This window comes from Pseudomonas sp. NUPR-002 (genome assembly GCF_056322725.1).
Window position 1 is genome coordinate 4,463,414 of sequence record NZ_CM150476.1, and the last position, 19,994, is coordinate 4,483,407.

Below are 19,994 nucleotides of genomic sequence, written 5' to 3' on the forward strand. Positions count from 1 at the left end.
CTGACCGCTCAGTCAATGAATTCGGGCGGTTGGCAAGCGTCACGCCAACCTGAAACACCCTTTTCATTTGTTCAGAAAGACGTCGAGCAGGACTGTTGCCCCGCCCCCAAAAAGCTGGCGCGACTCTTGCCAAACAGGTGTGGACAATCGAAAAAAACTGACTCAAAAGACAAGTATTCAAGCTAACGGCACCATTCAGAGTACCGACAACAAATCCAATCTAAGGGAGCAACACAGCGATGCGCATTACCAATAGCCTGATTCTCGCGGGCGGCCTGTTGGCGGCCAGCACCGCCGCCACCGCCGGTGATCTGCTGCAATGGCAGAACAACAGCCTGACCTACCTGTGGGGCAAGAATTTTGCGGTCAACCCGGAAATTCAGCAGACCGTAACCTTCGAGCATGCTGACGGCTGGAAGTACGGCGACAACTTCTTCTTCGTCGACAAGATCTTCTACAACGGCGACAAGGACTTCAACAACGGCGATAACACCTACTACGGCGAGTTCAGCCCGCGCCTGTCGTTCGGCAAGATCTTCGACCAGAAACTGGAATTCGGCCCGATCAAAGACGTGCTGCTGGCCATGACCTACGAGTTTGGTGAGGGCGATACCGAGTCCTACCTGATCGGTCCTGGTTTCGACCTGGCCATCCCAGGCTTCGACTACTTCCAGCTGAACTTCTACCAGCGCAACACCGAAGGCAGCCGTGCCGGTGACAACGTCTGGCAGATCACCCCGGTGTGGTCGTACACCATTCCTGTGGGCAAGTCCGACATTCTCATCGATGGTTTCATGGACTGGGTGGTCGATAACGACGCCACCAGCCGTCGCGGCACCTACCACGCCAACCTGCACTTCAACCCACAGGTCAAATACGACCTGGGTAAAGCGCTGAACTGGGGTGAGAAACAACTGTACGTCGGTTTCGAATACGACTACTGGAAGAACAAGTACGGCATCAAAGACAGCGATGCCTTTGATACCGACCAGAACACTGCAAGCTTCCTGGTGAAAGTGCACTTCTAATTGAAGTGATCGCCGGGCAAGCCCGCTCCTACTGTGGGAGCGGGCTTGCCCCGCGATACAATTCTCAACCTTTAATGGTACGCCAAACCTTACCGACAACAGCCACCACCGCCAGCACCACAGCCCCGGCAACAATCCCCAGCCCACCATTGAGCAACGCCCCGGTCAGCGCCCCACCCCGCCCTTCACTGAACGCCTCGATGGCATGATGCAGCGGCGCCACGCCATGCACCAGAATCCCGCCACCGACCAGAAACATCGCTGCGGTACCAATCACCGACAGGCTTTTCATCATGTACGGCGCCGCGCGCAGAATGCCGTTACCCACGGCCTGCGCCACACGGGAGGCTTTCTGGGTCAGCCACAGGCCCAGATCATCGAGTTTGACGATACCGGCCACCAAGCCATAAACGCCGATGGTCATGATGATGGCAATGCCCGACAGCACAACAATCTGCTGGGGTAACGGCGCCGTCGCAACCGTACCCAGGGTGATCGCAATGATCTCTGCCGAGAGAATGAAATCGGTACGCACTGCGCCCTTGATCTTGCTCTGCTCAAACGCCACCAGATCAACTGCCGGGTCCGCCAGTGCCTCGCTTCTGGCCTCATGCTGGGCCTGCTCTTCAGCGCTGCTGTGGAGGAATTTGTGGGCGATCTTTTCGAACCCCTCAAAGCACAGGAACGCACCGCCCACCATTAGCAGCGGAGTCACCGCCCAGGGGATGAAGGCGCTGATCAACAAGGCTGCCGGTACAAGAATCAGCTTGTTGATGAACGAACCCTTGGCCACCGCCCAGACCACCGGGATCTCCCGTTCGGCACGCACCCCGGTGACCTGCTGGGCATTGAGCGCCAGGTCATCACCCAATACACCTGCGGTCTTTTTTGCCGCGACCTTGGTCATCAACGAAACATCGTCGAGCACGGTGGCGATGTCATCGATCAATACCAAAAGACTGCTTCCTGCCATGGGACTCCCCTTGAACCCTGAAAATTTCAGGTGGCGTTTATCACGAAACACAGGTTATCGCACTCAAGGACGATTCCCTCGCCCGCAGTGGCCCATTCCTTCAACAATCGGAAATTCCGCCTGCTTTCGCCTGTTTTACCACTGGTTAGCATCCGTTTCGCCACACGCATTCAGCGTAGCGTCTACTTTCTAACCAATGGAGTTACCACATGTCGACAGGAAAACTCGGCCTGCTCGCGCTTGCGCTGTACGCAAGCCAATCAATGGCAAGCGGCGTCGAATACTGCCCTAACGTCTCGGCCATCAGCCACATCAACGGGATCTATACAGCAGCGACCGCCAGCGGTCAGGGCTAATGGCTTGGCGTGCTTCAAGGGCCTGTCACAGGCGCCCTGGTCACATTCGATAGCGCGCTGTTTTTCCCGGACAACAACACCAAAGTAGGCACCCTGAACAAATGCACCTACCGCACTGCAGAGGGCAAACCCGTCGACCTGCGCTACCGCCCGGAGGTGACTCCGGATGTTCGGGTGCAATTACAGCGCACTGAAAACTGGGTAGAGAAGTCCGGGCCGTTCGGTATTTCCTATTTCGAATGCAACAACTCGGCCGAGATGGCCTGCGCCTTCACCGAAGCTCGCTCCTGAGGTGACCGCGTGACCGCCCGCTTTCTCCTGTGCCCGGTACGCCGTCGGCGGGGGGAAAGCGCTGGGCTGCATGTTCTCGATTGATTTTCGGTGCTACCATCCGCGCTCGCAGCGTCAAAGGACCGTCCAGCACCATGAGCACCATTCGCGAGCGCAACAAAGAACTGATCCTGCGCGCAGCCAGTGAGGAGTTCGCCGACAAAGGCTTCGCCGCCACCAAAACCAGTGACATCGCGGCCAAGGCCGGGCTGCCCAAGCCAAACGTCTACTACTACTTCAAATCCAAGGAAAACCTCTATCGCGAGGTGCTGGAAAGCATTATCGAGCCGATCATGCAGGCATCGACGCCGTTCAATGCCGACGGCGAGCCGAAAGAGGTACTGAGTGCCTACATCCGCTCCAAAGTGCGCATTTCCCGCGACTTGCCCTTTGCGTCCAAAGTGTTTGCCAGCGAGATCATGCACGGTGCGCCACACCTGAGCAGCAGCCAGGTCGAACAGCTCAACGAGCAGGCCCGGCACAATATCGAGTGCATCCAGGCCTGGATCGACCGTGGCCAGATTGCCGCAGTTGACCCGCACCACCTGATGTTCAGCATCTGGGCAGCAACCCAGACCTACGCGGACTTCGACTGGCAGATTTCGGTGGTCACCGGCAAAGCCAAGCTTGAAGACAGCGACTACGAGGCGGCCACGCAGACCATCATTCGTCTGGTGCTCAAGGGCTGTGAGCCTGAGGTGTAAGCAGCGCGGGGCAAGCCCGCTCCCACCAAAGCCGGTAGGAGCGGGCTTGCCCCGCGAAAAACCTTAAGCCGCTACCCCCGCATCAGCGGTCAACCCCGCCTCCTCGATCGCACTGATCGCGCACTGCTCATCGATATCCGACGTATCGCCACTGATACCGATCGCCCCCAACACCACGCCCTGCTGATTACGAATCAGCACGCCACCCGGCGCCGGCACCACCGGGCTTTGCCCCAGGCCATTGAGCGCGGCGAAAAACGCCGGGCGCTGCTGTGCGTCCAGCGCCAGCAGGCGCGAGCCCTTGCCCAGCGCAATCGCGCCCCAGGCTTTGCCCATCGCCACTTGCGGGCGTAGCAGGCTGGCGCCGTCTTCACGTTGCAAGGCCAGCAAGTGGCCGCCGTTGTCGAGCACCGCCACGGTCAAAGGTGCGGCGGAGATCTTGCGACCCGCAGCCAGCGCGGCGTTCACCAGGCTGACAGCGACTTTCAGGGTCAATGCGTTCATGGAAAGGTCCTCTTGTTGTTAGAAGCCCTGAGGGCAGGTGTGAAAGCAATAGAACAAATAGAACACAATGGCGAATTTTTTTGTATACAATATTTCGAGAGCGATAAACCAATTCTGACGAAATGCCTTTTTTATGGCCTTCCCGACGAAAGCACCCATCGCCGATGAAAATGGATTGACCAGAGTCGCCTGGCGTGAATACACTCTGACGAAAAGCCATTTGTATACAATTACAAAATCAAAGAGGCACAAAACCATGAGCAAAATGAGAGCAATTGATGCAGCCGTTCTGGTGATGCGCCGCGAAGGTGTTGAAACCGCGTTTGGTATCCCGGGTGCTGCAATCAACCCGCTGTACTCGGCCCTGAAGAAAGTTGGCGGTATCGATCACGTCCTCGCTCGTCACGTTGAAGGCGCCTCGCACATGGCCGAGGGCTACACCCGCACCAAGGCCGGCAACATCGGCGTGTGCATCGGCACCTCCGGCCCTGCCGGCACTGACATGGTCACCGGCCTGTACAGCGCCTCTGCCGACTCGATCCCAATTCTGTGCATCACCGGCCAGGCGCCGCGTGCCCGTATGCACAAAGAAGATTTCCAGGCCGTTGACATCACCAGCATCGTCAAGCCTGTCACCAAGTGGGCAACCACCGTTCTCGAACCAGGCCAAGTGCCGTACGCGTTCCAGAAAGCCTTCTACGAAATGCGCTCCGGCCGTCCAGGCCCTGTGCTGATCGACCTGCCGTTCGACGTGCAGATGGCCGAAATCGAATTCGACATCGACGCCTACCAGCCGCTGCCAGTACAAAAGCCAGCTGCTAACCGCGTACAGGTCGAGAAGGCCCTGGCCATGCTCGACACCGCCGAGCGTCCACTGTTGGTTGCTGGTGGCGGCATCATCAACGCTGACGCCTGCGACAAACTGGTCGAATTCGCTGAACTGACCGGCATTCCAGTGATCCCGACCCTGATGGGCTGGGGCATCATCCCTGACGATCACCCGCTGATGGTCGGTATGGTCGGCCTGCAGACCTCGCACCGCTACGGCAACGCGACCATGCTCAAGTCTGACGTGGTTCTGGGTATCGGTAACCGTTGGGCCAACCGTCACACCGGTTCGGTTGATGTCTACACCGAAGGCCGCCGTTTCATTCACGTCGATATCGAACCGACCCAGATTGGCCGGGTATTCACCCCTGACCTGGGTATCGTTTCCGACGCTGGTGCCGCACTGGACGTGTTCCTGGAAGTGGCCCGCGAGTGGAAAGCCGCTGGCAAGCTCAAGGATCGCAGCGCCTGGCTGGAAGACTGCCAACAGCGCAAGTCCAGCCTGCAGCGCAAGACCCACTTCGACAACGTGCCGGTCAAGCCACAGCGCGTGTACCAGGAAATGAACCAGGTGTTCGGCAAAGACACCTGCTACGTCAGCACCATCGGTCTGTCGCAAATCGCCGGTGCCCAGTTCCTCCACGTGTACAAGCCACGTCACTGGATCAACTGCGGTCAGGCCGGCCCACTGGGCTGGACCATCCCTGCTGCACTGGGCGTGGTAAAAGCCGACCCAACTCGCAAGGTTGTTGCGCTGTCGGGCGACTATGACTTCCAGTTCATGATCGAAGAACTGGCGGTAGGTGCGCAGTTCAACCTGCCGTACGTTCACGTACTGGTGAACAACTCCTACCTGGGTCTGATCCGTCAGGCGCAGCGTGGCTTCGAGATGGACTACTGCGTGCAGCTGGCGTTCGAAAACGTCAACGCGCCAGAGCTCAATGGTTATGGTGTCGATCACGTCGCCGTGGTTGAAGGTCTGGGCTGTAAGGCCCTGCGTGTTACCGAGCCTGACGAAATCGCCCCGGCCCTGCTCAAAGCGCAAAAACTGGCTGAAGAGTTCAAGGTTCCGGTGGTGGTCGAGGTTATCCTCGAGCGCGTGACCAACATTTCCATGGGTACTGAAATCAACGCGGTCAACGAATTCGAAGACCTGGCCCTGGTCGGCAACGACGCGCCAACCGCGATTTCCCTGCTCGACTGAACGTAGCAAAGGCCCTGTTGCGATAGGCGCAGGGCCCACTTTTGCAAGGAGACAACCATGCCACGCTTTGCCGCTAACCTGTCCATGCTGTTCACCGAGCAGGACTTCCTCGCCCGTTTCAAGGCTGCAGCCGATGCTGGCTTCAGCGGTGTCGAATACCTGTTCCCGTACGATTTCAGCTCGGCTGAGATCAAGCAGCAGCTCGATGCCCACGGCCTGACCCAGGTGCTGTTCAACCTGCCAGCCGGTGACTGGGCCAAAGGTGATCGCGGCATCGCGTGCGATCCGGCCCGTGTCGAGCAGTTCCGCGCCGGTGTCGACCTGGCCATTGCCTACGCTCAGGTACTGGGCAACACCCAGGTCAACTGCCTGGCCGGTATCCGCCCACAAGGCCCGGATTGCGCCACCGTGCGCAAGACCTTCGTCGACAACCTCAAGTACGCCGCCGACAAGCTGCAGGCTGCCGGGATCAAGCTGGTCATGGAAATGATCAACACCCGTGACATCCCGGGCTTCTACCTGAACACCACCCAGCAAGCCCTGGACATTCAGGCCGAAGTGGGCAGCGACAACCTGTTCCTGCAATACGACATCTACCACATGCAAATCATGGAGGGCGACCTGGCCCGCACCATGGAAGGCAACCTGGCCAAGATCAACCACATCCAGCTGGCCGACAACCCGGGCCGCAACGAGCCGGGTACCGGTGAAATCAACTACCGCTTCCTCTTCGAACACCTGGACCGCATCGGTTACCAGGGCTGGGTGGGCTGTGAATACAAGCCGCTGACCACCACCGAAGCAGGCCTGGGCTGGTTGAAAAGCCACAACGCAATCTGAATTCTCGGTAGGAGCGGGCTTGCCCCGCGATGCGATAGTGACTTCAACACCGCTATCGCGGGGCAAGCCCGCTCCTACAGGTCACCCCATCAAACAATTACAAGAGGCAATTCTCATGGCTAAAATCGGATTTATCGGCACTGGCATCATGGGCCTCCCAATGGCCTCGAACCTGCAGAAAGCAGGTCACAGCCTGTTTGTCTCCACCCATCACGACGCAGCACCCGCCGACCTGATCGCTGCCGGTGGCGTGGCCCTGGCCAACCCGAAAGAAGTGGCCCAGGAAGCTGAGTTCATCATCGTCATGGTGCCCGACACCCCACAGGTTGAAAGCGTGCTGTTCGGCCAGAACGGCGTTGCCGAAGGCGTTGGCCCGAACAAAGTCGTCATCGACATGAGCTCGATTTCGCCAACCGCGACCAAAGCCTTCGCCGAGAAAATCAAAGCCACCGGCGCCGCCTACCTGGACGCCCCGGTATCGGGCGGTGAAGTCGGCGCCAAAGCCGCAACCCTGAGCATCATGGTCGGTGGTTGCCCGAAAGCGTTCGAACGCGCACTGCCGCTGTTCCAGGCCATGGGCAAGAACATCACCCGCGTCGGTGGTAACGGCGACGGCCAGACCGCCAAGGTTGCCAACCAGATCATCGTTGCCCTGAACATTCAGGCAGTTGCCGAAGCCCTGCTGTTCGCCGCCAAGAACGGCGCTGATCCTGCCAAGGTGCGTGAAGCACTGATGGGCGGCTTCGCCTCCTCGAAGATCCTCGAAGTGCACGGCGAGCGCATGATCAAAGGCACCTTCGATCCAGGCTTCCGCATCAGCCTGCACCAGAAAGACCTGAACCTGGCCCTGCAAGGCGCCAAGGAACTGAACATCAACCTGCCCAACACCGCCAACGCCCAGCAAGTGTTCAGCACCTGCGCGGCCATCGGTGGCGCCAACTGGGACCACTCGGCACTGATCAAAGGCCTGGAACACATGGCCAACTTCTCGATCCGCGGGGACGAGTAAGCCGCACGCGGCACGTTTCGAGCGCTAAGAACAAGCAGATCGCGCATCGATCTACCTGGTCTTGAAGCTCAAAACTTGAAGCTTGCCGCTACAAAGAGCACCACCCGCCTCTGGGTCGGCCTGCACGGAGGCAGATCCAGGGGCGTTTTCGATTCTGCAGAATAATAAGATTGGAGCCTGACATGTCGCTCGATCCGCAACACTTTCTGCGCGAGCTGTTCGCCACGGCGATCGACGCCGCGCACCCTCGCCAGGTGCTTGAAGCACACCTGCCCAGCGACCGCAGCGGTCGCGTTATCGTCATTGGCGCCGGTAAAGCCGCAGCGGCCATGGCTGAAGTGGTTGAACGCAGTTGGCAAGGCCCAGTTTCCGGCCTGGTGGTGACCCGCTACGGTCACGGCGCCAGTTGCTCGAAGATTGAAGTGGTCGAAGCCGCCCACCCGGTACCTGACGCCGCAGGCCTGGCCGTGGCCAAGCGCGTGCTGGAGATGGTCAGCAACCTCAGCGAAGACGACCGCGTAATTTTCCTGCTGTCTGGCGGCGGCTCTGCCCTGCTGGCACTGCCGGCCGAAGGCCTGACCCTGGCCGACAAGCAACAGATCAACAAGGCGCTGCTCAAGTCTGGCGCCACCATCGGCGAGATGAACTGCGTACGCAAGCACCTCTCGGCGATCAAGGGTGGCCGTTTGGCCAAGGCCTGCTGGCCTGCCACGGTGTACACCTATGCGATTTCCGATGTACCGGGCGACCTGGCCACGGTCATCGCCTCGGGCCCGACCGTGGCCGACCCGAGCACCTCGGCTGAAGCCCTAGCGATTCTCAAGCGCTACAACATCGAAGCGCCTGCAGCCGTCACCGCCTGGCTGAACAATCCGGCCTCGGAAACGGTCAAGGCCGATGATCCGGCGCTGGCACGCAGCCACTTCCAGTTGATCGCCCGCCCACAGCAATCGCTGGAAGCGGCCGCGGTCAAAGCCCGCCAGGCCGGCTTCAGCCCGCTGATTCTCGGCGACCTGGAAGGCGAGTCGCGGGAAGTGGCGAAAGTCCATGCCGGTATCACCCGCCAGATCGTCCTGCACGGTCAGCCACTGTCGCCGCCCTGCGTGATTCTGTCCGGCGGGGAAACCACGGTCACCGTACGCGGCAATGGCCGTGGCGGGCGCAACGCCGAGTTCCTGCTGAGCCTGACCGAAAGCCTCAAGGGCCTGCCGGGCGTATACGCCCTGGCCGGTGACACCGATGGCATCGACGGCTCGGAAGACAACGCTGGCGCGCTGATGACCCCAGACAGCTATGCCCGCGCCGAGGCCCTGGGCCTATCGGCCAGCGATGAACTGGACAACAACAATGGCTACGGCTATTTCGCCGCGCTCGATGCCTTGATCGTTACTGAGCCAACGCGCACCAACGTCAACGACTTCCGCGCCATTCTGATCCTTGAGAGTGCCAAACCATGACGCCTGATAAAAAAGTCAAAATCCTCGCGACCCTGGGCCCTGCCATCAACGGCATCGACGACATCCGCCAACTGGTCGAGTCTGGCGTCAACATCTTTCGCCTCAACTTCAGCCACGGCGAACACCAGGACCACGCCCTGCGCTACCAGTGGATTCGTGAAGTAGAGAGCCAGCTGAACTATCCGCTGGGCATCCTCATGGACCTGCAAGGGCCGAAACTGCGTGTTGGCCGTTTCGCTGAAGGCAAGGTGCAACTGCAACGCGGTCAGGCCCTGCGCCTGGACCTGGACAGCACCCCCGGCACCGCCGAGCGGGTCAACCTGCCGCACCCGGAAATCATCGCTGCGCTGGAACCCGGCATGGATTTGCTGCTCGATGACGGCAAGCTGCGCCTGCGCGTTACCGCCAAGCACAGCGATGCGATCGAGACTGAAGTGCTCAACGGCGGCGAGCTGTCTGACCGCAAGGGCGTCAACGTCCCGCAAGCGGTGCTCGACCTCAGCCCGCTGACCGCCAAGGACCGCCGCGACCTGACCTTCGGCCTGGAACTGGGGGTCGACTGGGTTGCCCTGTCGTTCGTTCAGCGCCCGGAAGATATCGTTGAAGCACGTCAACTGATCGGCGATCGCGCCTACCTGATGGCCAAGATCGAGAAGCCTTCGGCAGTCACCCAACTGCGCGCCATCGCCGAATTGAGCGACGCGATCATGGTGGCCCGTGGTGACCTCGGTGTGGAAGTGCCGGCCGAGAGCGTGCCGCAGATCCAGAAGAGCATCATCAATACCTGCCGCGAGTTGGGCAAACCGGTGGTGGTTGCCACGCAGATGCTCGAATCGATGCGCTTCTCCCCCGCCCCTACCCGCGCTGAAGTCACCGACGTGGCCAATGCCGTGGCTGAAGGCGCCGATGCAGTGATGCTCTCGGCGGAAACCGCCTCGGGTGATTACCCGCTCGAAGCCGTGCAGATGATGAGCAAGATCATCCGTCAGGTCGAGAATGGCCCGGACTACCAGGCACAACTGGACGTTGGCCGGCCAAAAGCCGAAGCCACGGTGTCGGATGCGATCAGCTGTGCGATCCGTCGAATCAGCGGCATTCTGCCGGTGGCGGTGCTGGTCAATTACAGCGAGTCGGGTGCTTCTACCCTGCGTGCGGCCCGCGAACGGCCACGGGCGCCGATCCTCAACCTGACCCCGAACCTGGCCACCGCGCGTCGCCTGAGCGTCGCCTGGGGCGTGCACTCGGTGGTTAATGATCGCCTGCGTCAGGTCGATGAAATCTGCTCGACGGCGCTGGAAATTGCCCAGGCACAAGGCATGGCCAGCCGCGGCGACACCCTGTTGATCACTGCCGGTGTGCCTTTTGGCAAGCCGGGATCGACTAATACGCTGCGGATCGAGACGTTGATTTGATGTAAAAACATCGCGGGGCAAGCCCGCTCCCACAGGTTTTCCAACAACCCTGTGGGAGCGGGCTTGCCCCGCGATAGAATCACCCGAAATTCCACGTGGGAAAACCCGGCCCGACAGAGGCTGCCCCACTCCACATCAACCCAGACTGCCCCCATGTACACCAAGAATTTCGTCAACCCGTGCCCCGACTGGGCCACGGCCTTGCTCAATGGCTTCAGCCAGGTCCTGCTGCAGCGCAGCCCGCTGTGTGGGCTGTTGTGCCTGCTGGCCATCACCCTGACCGCACCCGACCTGGTTGGCGGCGCCCTGCTCGGCGCCCTCGCCGGCCTGCTCACTGCCCAGCGTCGCGGCTACAACCGCACCGATCGCCAAGCCGGCCTGTACAGTTACAACGGTGTGTTGATCGGCCTGCTGCTCAGCTATGCACTGCCCTGGTCGGCGATCCTGCCGCCGCTGATCATCGCCGCCGGTGGCCTGAGCAGCATGCTCGTGCACCAGTGGCTCAAACGCGCCAGCTCCAACCTGTTGCTGCCGGCCTACACCGCGCCGTTCGTGCTGATCGGCTGGGCTGTGCTGCTGGTCAGCCAACCGAGCGCCAGCGCCGCCACGGCCGTAGAGCCCAATGCGCTCTATGCCCTGGTTCGTGGCCTGGGCCAGATCTTTTTGCTGGATAACCCGCTGGCTGGCCTGCTGATCGCCATCGGCCTGCTGATCGCCAACCGCTATGCCGCCGCCTGGGCCCTGCTCGGCGCTGCATTGGGCGGCAGCGTTGCCCTGCTCGGTGGTGAAGCCAGCGCCGCGTATGCCGGCCTCTACGGTTTCAACGCCGCCCTGGCAGCATTGGCCTTCAGCCAGACCCGCAAGCAACCCTGGCTGCCGCTGCTGGCGATGCTCCTGGCCATCGTGCTGCAACCTGTGGTCGCGCAGTTGCCGGTGCCCGGCCTGACCGCGCCGTTCATCCTCGCCTGCTGGCTGGTACTGATCGGCCAGCGCCTGAGCCGCCAGCCCCTGGCCCGTCGTGCCAGCCGCTTGCATAGCTGAGACGCTGCCCCTAGGCTCAGCTCCATTGTGCAATGGAGTTGAGCATGGACACCCCTTCGAGCTGGCGCGAGCGGCTCTACATCATCGTTTTTCAAACCGATACCGTCGCTGGCCGACGCTTCGACAGCATCCTGTTGCTGATCATTCTCGCCAGCCTGATCACCGTGGTGCTCGACAGTATCGACGAGGTTCACCAGAACTACGCCGGCCTGCTGGCCATGATCGAATGGGGCTTTACCGCGATCTTTCTGGCCGAGTACCTGACGCGCCTGTACTGCTCACCCAAACCCTTGCGCTATGCCTTCAGCTTCTACGGCCTGGTCGATCTGCTGGCGATCGTGCCGGGGATCATTGCCTTGTATTACAGCGACGCCCAGTACCTGCTGATCATCCGCGTAATCCGAATGCTGCGGATCTTTCGCGTGCTCAAACTCAGCCCTTACCTCAAACAGGCGCATTACCTGCTGTCGGCACTGCAGGGCAGCAAGCAGAAAATCATCGTGTTTCTGCTCAGTGTCTCGACCCTGGTCACGGTGTTCGGCACCTTGATGTACGTAGTCGAAGGCCCCGAGCATGGTTTCACCAGCATTCCCAAAGGCATCTACTGGGCCATCGTGACCCTGACCACGGTCGGCTTTGGCGACATCGTGCCCAAGACACCGCTCGGCCAGGTGATTTCCTCACTGGTGATGATCACCGGTTATTCGATCATTGCCGTACCAACCGGGATCTTCACCGCAGAACTGGCCAATGCCATGCGCGGTGAACAGCTCCAACACGACTGCCCGGTGTGCCGCAAAGGTCACCATGAACACGGTGCCGCGTTCTGCTCACGTTGCGGTAACGCGTTATTCAAGAAAATGGAATAAGCAAAGTACTTTTTAATCTTTTAGCGCCTAAGGCCGAACCGCTATAGTCGATGGCATAATGCCTTTAACGCCAATTCGAACAAGGAATGCGCAGTGAAAAAACTCTTTAGTGCCTCGCTTCTGGCTGCCGGCCTCGCTCTGGGCTCATTGGCCCAGGCCGCCCCTGCCCCGCTGCTGAACGTCTCTTATGACGTGATGCGCGACTTCTACAAAGACTACAACGCCGCCTTCCAGAAACACTGGGAAGCCGAGCACAAAGAGAAAATCACCGTACAGATGTCGTTTGGCGGTTCGAGCAAGCAAGCGCGCTCGGTGATCGATGGCCTGCCGGCTGACGTCATTACCATGAACATGGCCACCGACATCAACGCCCTGGCCGACAACGGCAAACTGGTACCCGAGAATTGGGTTACGCGCCTGCCGAACAACAGCGCACCGTTCACCTCGGCCACCGTGTTCATCGTCCGCAAGGGCAACCCAAAAGCCCTGAAAGACTGGCCTGATCTGCTCAAAGACGGCGTCCAGGTCATCGTACCGAACCCGAAAACCTCCGGTAACGGCCGCTACACCTACCTGTCGGCCTGGGGCTATGTGCTCAAGAACGGCGGCGATGAAAACAAGGCCAAGGAATTTGTCGGCAAGCTGTTCAAGCAAGCGCCGGTACTCGATACCGGTGGCCGCGCCGCCACCACCACCTTCATGACCAACCAGATTGGCGATGTGCTGGTGACCTTCGAGAACGAAGCCGAAATGATCGCCCGTGAGTTCGGTCGTGATCAGTTCGAAGTCATCTACCCGACGGTTTCCGCCGAAGCCGAGCCACCGGTAAGCGTGGTCGACAAAGTCGTCGACAAAAAAGGCAGCCGTGCCACCGCAGAGGCCTACCTGAAGTACCTGTGGTCGCCAGAGGCCCAGGAAATTGCTGCCAACAACTACCTGCGTCCACGTGACCCAGCGGTGCTGGCCAAGTACACCGACCGTTTCCCGAAAGTCGATTTCCTCTCGGTGGAAAAAACCTTTGGTGACTGGCGCACCGTGCAGAAGACTCACTTCAACGACGGTGGTGTGTTTGACCAGATTTACACCGGGCAGTAAGTAGTCGCTGATCGCGGGGCAAGCCCGCTCCAGTAGGAGCGGGCTTGCCCCGCGATCGTTCCCCCCGCTAACCCGATCATTGGCTACCCTTTCCGTCATCCACGGTTCAAGGAGTATCCAGTGACCCGATCCCTCGTCGCCCTGCTGCTTGGCTGCCTGCTGAGTCTTCAGCTGGCCAGCGCCGCCGGCCTGGTGCCCACCAGCACCAAACCAGCCGAACCGGCAGAACCCGTGGTTCAAGGCGGTCTGCTCGGCGCAATTGCCGATGGCCTGGACAATGTCAGTGAAGAACTGAATGTCGATAATCACCTGGTCGACAACTGGCGCCTGCGCGCTAACCGCGCCGCCGACGAGGTCGATGAGCTGGTCACCCACCATTCCGGGCTCAGCCCTCTGGAACTGTGGCGCGATTTCGCCCTGCTGACCATCACCTGGCTGCTGGCTTTCGCCGCCCTCACCAACCTCGGCCGTCTGCTGGCACGCACCTGCAACCGCGCGCGTCTGCTGCGCGAGCGCGCACGGCCACAGCAGGTGATCAAATACCTGCTGTCTTACACTCTGCCGGCGCTGCTGAGCCTGATCGTCACCCTCTACGTCAGCCATTTCCTTGCGTTCTCGGCAGGTCGCGCGCTGGGCATGAGCCTGGCCTACGCCACCAGCAGCGGCATTTTTTCCACCTCGATCATTCTCTGCTTGATCACCCTGTTCGACGCCGGGCACAAGCGCACGGCGGTACGCATCATTCGCCAGGTGGCGCCACGCCCATTGTTTCTGATCGGCTTTCTGGCAGCCTGGAGCGATGCCCTGACCAGCCCGCAAATCGCCCGCTTTCTGGGTGGCAATATCACCACCAGCGTCGCTGCCGTGACTGGCCTGCTGGCCACCCTGGCGTTTGCCGCGTTGGTGCTCAAACTGCGCCGGCCAGTGGCGCACCTGATCCGTAACCGTGCCCTGCACGACCGCTTGCAACACCATGCCTTGCAAGAAACCCTGCGGATATTCTCGGTGCTGTGGTTTCTGCCGATCCTGATGATGATCCTAGTCTCGGCGGTGAACCTGATCGGCGCCGGTGAAGAGAGTCAGCGCGCACTGCAAAAGGCCTTGCTGACTTCGATACTGCTGATCGGCACGGTGTTTATCAGTACCGTGCTGCAACGCATGTTCAAGCACCAGAACGAAGAGGATGCCAGGGCCCGCCTGCGCCCCTACAAGGAGTTGTTGCGCAACCTCGCCCACGCCCTGCTGCGCATCGCCATTGCGGTGATTTTCATTGAACTGCTGGGGCGCATCTGGGGTTTTTCCGTGCTCGATTTCGCCCTGCGCAACAGCCTCGGCCGGGCCATCAGCGACTCGTTGAGCAGCATCGGCCTGATCCTGCTGGTCACCTGGCTGCTGTGGGTGGTGATCGACACCGCCATTCAGGAAGCACTCAAGCCCACGGTCGGGCGCCGCGCCGCCCGCCAGCCCAGCACGCGGGTGCGCACCATCCTGCCGATGCTGCGTAACGCGATAAAAATCGTGCTGGTGGTGATCTGCACCATCACCACCATGGCCAACCTGGGTATCAACGTCGCGCCGTTCCTGGCCGGTGCCGGGGTGGTTGGCCTGGCCATCGGCTTCGGCTCCCAGCAACTGGTGCAAGATGTTATTACCGGGCTGTTCATCCTCATCGAAGACACCATTGCCATCGGCGATTGGGTCGTGCTCGACTCCGGTCACGCCGGCACGGTCGAAAGCCTGACCATCCGCACCCTGCGCCTGCGTGACGGCAAAGGCTTCGTGCACTCGGTGCCGTTCGGCCAGATCAAGGCCGTCACCAACCAGTCGAGACAGTTCGCCTACGCGTTCTTTTCCGTGCAGTTCAGCTATGAAACCGACGTTGACAGTGCCTTGCGCCTGATCCGTGAAGTCGGCCACTCGATCAGTGAAGACCCGATGCTGCGCCACAGCCTGCAAGGCCCTCTGCAGGTGTTTGGCGTCGATAGCATGAACCTCAACGGCATCACCCTCACCGCGCAGTTTCGCACCACCTCTGGCGGGCAGTACGCGGTCAACCGGGCCTTCAATGAACGCCTGAAGAAGCGCGTGGACCAAACCGATGATGTCAGCTTCGCCCAGTACAACCCACCGCCCGCACGTTTGCCTGACGGACACGCCTGATATGCCTTTCTAGCCTTTGGCCATCAATGATAGAGTCGCGTCCATGAACCCATCCCCCGCCAACCGCCCGCTGATTGCCTGGACTCTGTATTTCTGTGTCCTGTTCAATCTGTTCGCCTGCGGTATCGGTCATGGGCAGATGATGGGCCTGCAGCTCAACGGTGTCGGCGGTGCCTACTGCTCGGCGATGGGCAGCGCCGGGCCGACGCTGAAAAGTGATTTCAGCGACCAGTCCGTCTCCGGCTGGGACAGCATGCAAACCTGCCCGGTGTGCGCCGCTGCCGTGGTGTGCCTGGGCCTGGCGCTGGTCATCGGCTGGCTGCTGGCTGCCACCCGCACTCGGCGTTATCACCGCGAACTGCGCAGCAAGGCCCCGCCACGCTATTGCTGGCCCGCTGCCAACCCCCGCGCCTCCCCGCTTCTGGCTTGATCCCTGCGGCAGCCTGTCCGGCTGCCGGTAACCGGCCATTTAGCTGCACCTGCCCGTCAGGTGTCGCTGGCCGCTGGCTCAATTTCCAGAGTACCTTTGATGCCTTACACCTATCGCCTTTCCGGTTGCGCGGCGCTGCTGTGCGCGTTGTCCTTTCAAGCCTCGGCCGAAGCGCCGTTGACCCTGCCTGACCTGCGCATCAGCGAGCGCGCAGAAAGCGACGAAGGCGTGCTGCTCGACACGCCGTCGCAAACCGGTTCACGCCTCGGCCTGACCCCACGGGAAACCCCCGCTTCGGTGACGGTCGTCAACCGCCAGCAGATCGAACAACGCGGCGCACAAACCACCCAGGACATGCTCAACGGCGTGCCCGGCATGACCGCCGCCTCACCGCCCGGTTCGGCAGGTTCGGTGGCCTACCGTGGCTTCTCCGGTGCGCAGATCACCCAGTTGTTCAACGGCATCAGCGTGCAGTACGACGCGATTGCCGCACGGCCGGTAGACAGCTGGATCTACGACCGCGTCGAAGCCATCGGCGGGCCTTCGAGCTTTCTGTTCGGCGCCGGTGCAGTGGGGGGCTCGATCAACTACATCACCAAGCTGGCCAGCCGCGACGAAAGCTTCAACGAAGGCCGCATCAAGTACGGCTCTTACGACAGCAGCGAAACCTCGTTTGGCTTCAATCACGCCCTCAACGACGGCGATGGCATACGCAACTACGCGCGCCTGGACTTCAGCCACACCCACAGCAATGGTTACGTCGACCGTGAAGAGCGCGATGCCTGGAGTGTGGCCTTCTCGCTGCTGACCGACATCAACGACCAGCTGTCGCATACCCTGGCCCTGGAATACCAGAACGAAAGCGTCGACAGCCCGTACTGGGGCAGCCCGGTGCTCAACCCGCTGGGCGGCGAAATGAAGGTCGACGAGAGCCGGCGCTTTGAAAACTACAACGTCGAAGATGGTCGCTACGAGCAACGCGTACGCTGGCTGCGTTCGATCACCGAGTACCGCTTCAACAGCGACACCTCGCTGCGCAACACCCTCTACCACTACAACACCGAGCGTAACTTCCGTAACCTCGAAACCTACACCTACAACGCCGACAACAGCCAGGTCATCCGCTCCAACGCACTGTTGCAGCGCCATGATCAGGAGCTCAACGGCAACCGCCTGGAACTGCTGCATCAAGGCACACTCTTTGGGATGAACAGCCAATGGTCGAGCGGCCTGGACTACAGCCACAACGTGCAGATGAACTACCCGCGCTCGGTCAGTGGGCCGTTCGGCAGCGTTGACCCGGCAAACTTCGACCCCGGGCACTTCTACGACCTCGATGGCATGGTGCCGGGCTACCAGAAAAACCGTCAGAACACCGTCGATACCTGGGCGGCGTTCGTGGAGAACCGCCTGCAACTGACCGAGCGCCTGTCGCTGCTGAGTGGCCTGCGCTACGACCACATCGACCTGCAGGTGCACAACTACCGGGCGGTCAACGCCAACAACCCACTGGACTTCAAACGCAACTACGAGCCCACCACCGGGCGTATCGGTCTGGTTTACGAGCTCACCCCAGCGGCCAACGTCTACGTGCAGTACAGCACCGCCGCCGATCCGCCCGCCGGTATCCTCACCACCGCCACCTTTGCCCAGCTGCGCGACTTTGACCTGAGCACTGGCAAACAGGTCGAGGTGGGCAGCAAGTTCAGCTTCCTTGACGGTCGCGGCGCCGCCACCGTGGCGGCTTACCATATCGAACGGAAAAACCTGGCCACCGCCGACCCGAACAACCCCGGCTTCACCCAGCCGGTGGGCAAACAATCGTCACACGGCGTGGAGCTGGCGGCATCACTGCGCGTCACCCCGCAACTGCTGGCCGAAGGTAACTTCGCCTACGTCGATGCCCAGTACGACGAATTCAACGAAAACGTCGGCGGCACCAGCGTCTCGCGCAAGGGCAACACACCCACCAACATCCCGGAACGGGTGGCTAATTTCTGGCTGACCTACGACATCGACCCCAACTGGCAGGTGGGCGCCGACAGCCGTTACGTGTCGTCGGTGTATGCCGATGCCGCCAACACCCGCCATGCGCCGTCCTACACGGTGTTCGGCGCGTTTGCCGGCTACAAGGTGGATCGCGACACCACCATCAGCGCCCGGGTGCGCAACCTGACCGACGAGGTATACGCCCGCTGGACCAGCGCCAGCATGCTCTACCTCGGCGCGCCGCGCACCCTGGAGCTGGCTGTGCAGACGCGCTTCTAGGACACCTTTGATGAAACGCTACCTGTACTTGTGGCACCGCTGGCTGGGCATTGGCCTGTGCCTGTTCATGGCGCTGTGGTTTTTCTCCGGCGTGGTCATGCTGTATGTCGGCTATCCCAAGCTGACACCCCGTGAACACCTGGCGCACCTGCCTGCACTCGATCTGCAGGACTGCTGCATCGACCTCGGCACCGCCTTGCACAGCGCCAACAGCGAACGGGCGCCGCTCAGCATCCGCCTCACCACGGTAGCCGGGGCGCCACGCTACCTGTTCAGCTATCCCGGCCGCAGCACGGTGGCCGTCGATGCGCGCAGCGGTGAGCGCCTGACCGGTATCGGGGAGGATCAGGCGCTGGCGGCTGCCCGCCAGTACCAGCCGATGGTTTCCGCGCACTACCGTGGCAGCGTGCAGGAAGACCTCTGGAGCCATTCCCGCGCCCTGGATGCCGAGCGCCCGTTGCACCGCGTGCAACTGGCCGACGCCGAACGCACGCTGTTGTACATCTCCGGGCAAACCGGCGAGGTGGTGCGTGATGCCAGCGCCCTGGAACGTGGCTGGAACCTGGTCGGCGCCTGGCTGCACTGGCTGTACCCGCTGCGCGGCATCGGCCTGGATGGTCTGTGGAGCAACCTGGTGATCTACCTGTCGCTGGCGGCTACCGTCATGGCCGTACTGGGAGCCGTGATCGGGGTGTTGCGCTGGCGCTTCACGGCGCCCTACCGCAGTGGTTCGCGCTCGCCCTATCGCGGCTTTGCCCGCTGGCACCACATCGGCGGCTTGCTGTTTGGGGTGCTGGCGATCACCTGGATCTTCAGTGGCCTGATGTCGATGAACCCCTGGCGGCTATTCAGCAGCGCCGCGCCACTGGAGACATCGGCGTATCAAGGGGGACCGCTGCAGGCCCAGGCGTTTCCGCTGTCCGCGAAGCAAGCGCTGGCGAAGTTTGCCGATAGCGGCCTGGATGCACGGGAGCTGGAATGGCGACTGATTGGCGGCGAAGGCTATCTCATCGGTCATGACCGCAGCGGCCGCACCCGCGTGTTGTCGATGGCCGATGGACAAGTGCATACGCAATTGCCGCAGGAGATGCTGGAGCGCGCCGCGCAGGCCGTATGGCCACAAGGACACATGCGCACCGAGCGGTTACAGGCTTACGACTTCTACTACTACGCCAGGGCCGAACAGAGCATGCTCGGCCACCTGGACAAGCGCTTGCCGGTGTTGCGCGTGCGCTTTGATGATCCGAACGCCACCTGGCTACATCTGGACCTGTACACCGGTGAAGTGCTGGGCACACTGGATCAGCCCAAACGTGTCTCACGCTGGTTGTTTTCGCTGCTGCACAGCTGGGACTGGTTGCCCCTACTGCAACGGCGGCCGTTGTGGGATGCATGGATGATCGGGCTGAGTGTCGGCGGCTTGGTACTCAGCGTCAGCGCTGTAGTACTGGGCTGGCGCCGCTTGCGCAAATAACCTGTAGGAGCG

At 61.1% G+C, this 19,994-nt stretch carries 18 protein-coding genes; 16 read left to right on the forward strand and 2 right to left on the reverse strand.

Annotated elements, in window-relative coordinates:
- Window positions 1–239: 239 nt before the first annotated feature.
- Window positions 240–1,028 carry an outer membrane protein OmpK gene (locus ACVWSC_RS20380; protein ID WP_442108894.1) on the forward strand — a complete coding sequence of 263 codons (789 nt, stop codon included), beginning with the start codon at window positions 240–242 and terminating at the stop codon, window positions 1,026–1,028.
- Between the two features lie 64 nt (window positions 1,029–1,092).
- On the opposite strand, the gene ACVWSC_RS20385 is transcribed toward ACVWSC_RS20380, so the two are convergent.
- Window positions 1,093–2,001, reverse strand: a complete 909-nt coding sequence (locus ACVWSC_RS20385; RefSeq protein WP_442108895.1) for a DUF808 domain-containing protein — start codon at window positions 1,999–2,001, stop codon at window positions 1,093–1,095.
- A gap of 209 nt (window positions 2,002–2,210) precedes the next feature.
- Between ACVWSC_RS20385 and ACVWSC_RS20390 the strand changes: the two genes are divergently transcribed.
- The 3 genes from ACVWSC_RS20390 (at window position 2,211) to ACVWSC_RS20400 (ending at window position 3,391) form a co-directional block, all read left to right on the forward strand.
- Window positions 2,211–2,357, forward strand: a complete 147-nt coding sequence (locus tag ACVWSC_RS20390; protein WP_442108896.1) for a hypothetical protein — start codon at window positions 2,211–2,213, stop codon at window positions 2,355–2,357.
- 9 nt (window positions 2,358–2,366) lie between these two features.
- The gene (locus ACVWSC_RS20395) at window positions 2,367–2,648 is read left to right on the forward strand and encodes a DUF3757 domain-containing protein (RefSeq protein WP_442108897.1); all 282 of its coding nucleotides are present in this window, start codon (window positions 2,367–2,369) and stop codon (window positions 2,646–2,648) included.
- 134 nt (window positions 2,649–2,782) lie between these two features.
- Window positions 2,783–3,391, forward strand: coding sequence for a TetR/AcrR family transcriptional regulator (locus tag ACVWSC_RS20400; protein ID WP_442108898.1), 609 nt, complete (start codon window positions 2,783–2,785; stop codon window positions 3,389–3,391).
- A 63-nt stretch (window positions 3,392–3,454) separates the two neighbouring features.
- Here the strand turns inward: ACVWSC_RS20400 and ACVWSC_RS20405 are convergent, their stop codons facing one another.
- Window positions 3,455–3,895, reverse strand: coding sequence for a GlcG/HbpS family heme-binding protein (locus tag ACVWSC_RS20405; RefSeq protein ID WP_442108899.1), 441 nt, complete (start codon window positions 3,893–3,895; stop codon window positions 3,455–3,457).
- Window positions 3,896–4,151: 256 nt separating this feature from the next.
- Between ACVWSC_RS20405 and gcl the strand changes: the two genes are divergently transcribed.
- The 12 genes from gcl to ACVWSC_RS20465 all read left to right on the forward strand — a co-directional run bounded on the left by gcl (window position 4,152) and on the right by ACVWSC_RS20465 (window position 19,982).
- Window positions 4,152–5,927, forward strand: coding sequence for a glyoxylate carboligase (gcl, locus tag ACVWSC_RS20410; RefSeq protein ID WP_442108900.1), 1,776 nt, complete (start codon window positions 4,152–4,154; stop codon window positions 5,925–5,927).
- Window positions 5,928–5,984: 57 nt separating this feature from the next.
- Window positions 5,985–6,767 (forward strand): hydroxypyruvate isomerase, encoded by a 783-nt coding sequence (gene hyi / locus ACVWSC_RS20415; protein WP_442108901.1) that lies wholly within the window; start codon window positions 5,985–5,987, stop codon window positions 6,765–6,767.
- Between the two features lie 115 nt (window positions 6,768–6,882).
- Window positions 6,883–7,776, forward strand: coding sequence for a 2-hydroxy-3-oxopropionate reductase (locus ACVWSC_RS20420; protein WP_442108902.1), 894 nt, complete (start codon window positions 6,883–6,885; stop codon window positions 7,774–7,776).
- 182 nt (window positions 7,777–7,958) lie between these two features.
- Window positions 7,959–9,233, forward strand: a complete 1,275-nt coding sequence (locus tag ACVWSC_RS20425; RefSeq protein ID WP_442108903.1) for a glycerate kinase type-2 family protein — start codon at window positions 7,959–7,961, stop codon at window positions 9,231–9,233.
- On the forward strand, window positions 9,230–10,645 hold the full coding sequence (pyk, locus tag ACVWSC_RS20430; protein ID WP_442108904.1) for a pyruvate kinase: 1,416 nt from the start codon (window positions 9,230–9,232) through the stop codon (window positions 10,643–10,645). Before ACVWSC_RS20425 ends, pyk begins: the two co-directional genes overlap by 4 nt.
- Before the next feature lie 153 nt (window positions 10,646–10,798).
- Window positions 10,799–11,686, forward strand: a complete 888-nt coding sequence (locus tag ACVWSC_RS20435; RefSeq protein WP_442108905.1) for an urea transporter — start codon at window positions 10,799–10,801, stop codon at window positions 11,684–11,686.
- Window positions 11,687–11,730: 44 nt separating this feature from the next.
- Entirely contained in the window at window positions 11,731–12,555 is an 825-nt protein-coding gene (locus ACVWSC_RS20440; protein WP_442108906.1) for an ion transporter, read from the forward strand.
- 93 nt (window positions 12,556–12,648) lie between these two features.
- A complete protein-coding gene (locus ACVWSC_RS20445; RefSeq protein ID WP_442108907.1) occupies window positions 12,649–13,650 on the forward strand; it encodes a sulfate ABC transporter substrate-binding protein in 1,002 nt (333 codons plus the stop codon).
- A 120-nt stretch (window positions 13,651–13,770) separates the two neighbouring features.
- Window positions 13,771–15,810 (forward strand): mechanosensitive ion channel family protein, encoded by a 2,040-nt coding sequence (locus ACVWSC_RS20450; protein ID WP_442108908.1) that lies wholly within the window; start codon window positions 13,771–13,773, stop codon window positions 15,808–15,810.
- Window positions 15,811–15,853: 43 nt separating this feature from the next.
- Complete coding sequence (locus ACVWSC_RS20455; RefSeq protein WP_442108909.1) at window positions 15,854–16,240, forward strand: DUF2946 domain-containing protein; 387 nt, start codon at window positions 15,854–15,856, stop codon at window positions 16,238–16,240.
- 99 nt (window positions 16,241–16,339) lie between these two features.
- A complete protein-coding gene (locus ACVWSC_RS20460; protein ID WP_442108910.1) occupies window positions 16,340–18,508 on the forward strand; it encodes a TonB-dependent receptor in 2,169 nt (722 codons plus the stop codon).
- A 10-nt stretch (window positions 18,509–18,518) separates the two neighbouring features.
- Window positions 18,519–19,982 carry a PepSY domain-containing protein gene (locus ACVWSC_RS20465; RefSeq protein ID WP_442108911.1) on the forward strand — a complete coding sequence of 488 codons (1,464 nt, stop codon included), beginning with the start codon at window positions 18,519–18,521 and terminating at the stop codon, window positions 19,980–19,982.
- The last annotated feature ends 12 nt before the right edge of the window (window positions 19,983–19,994 follow it).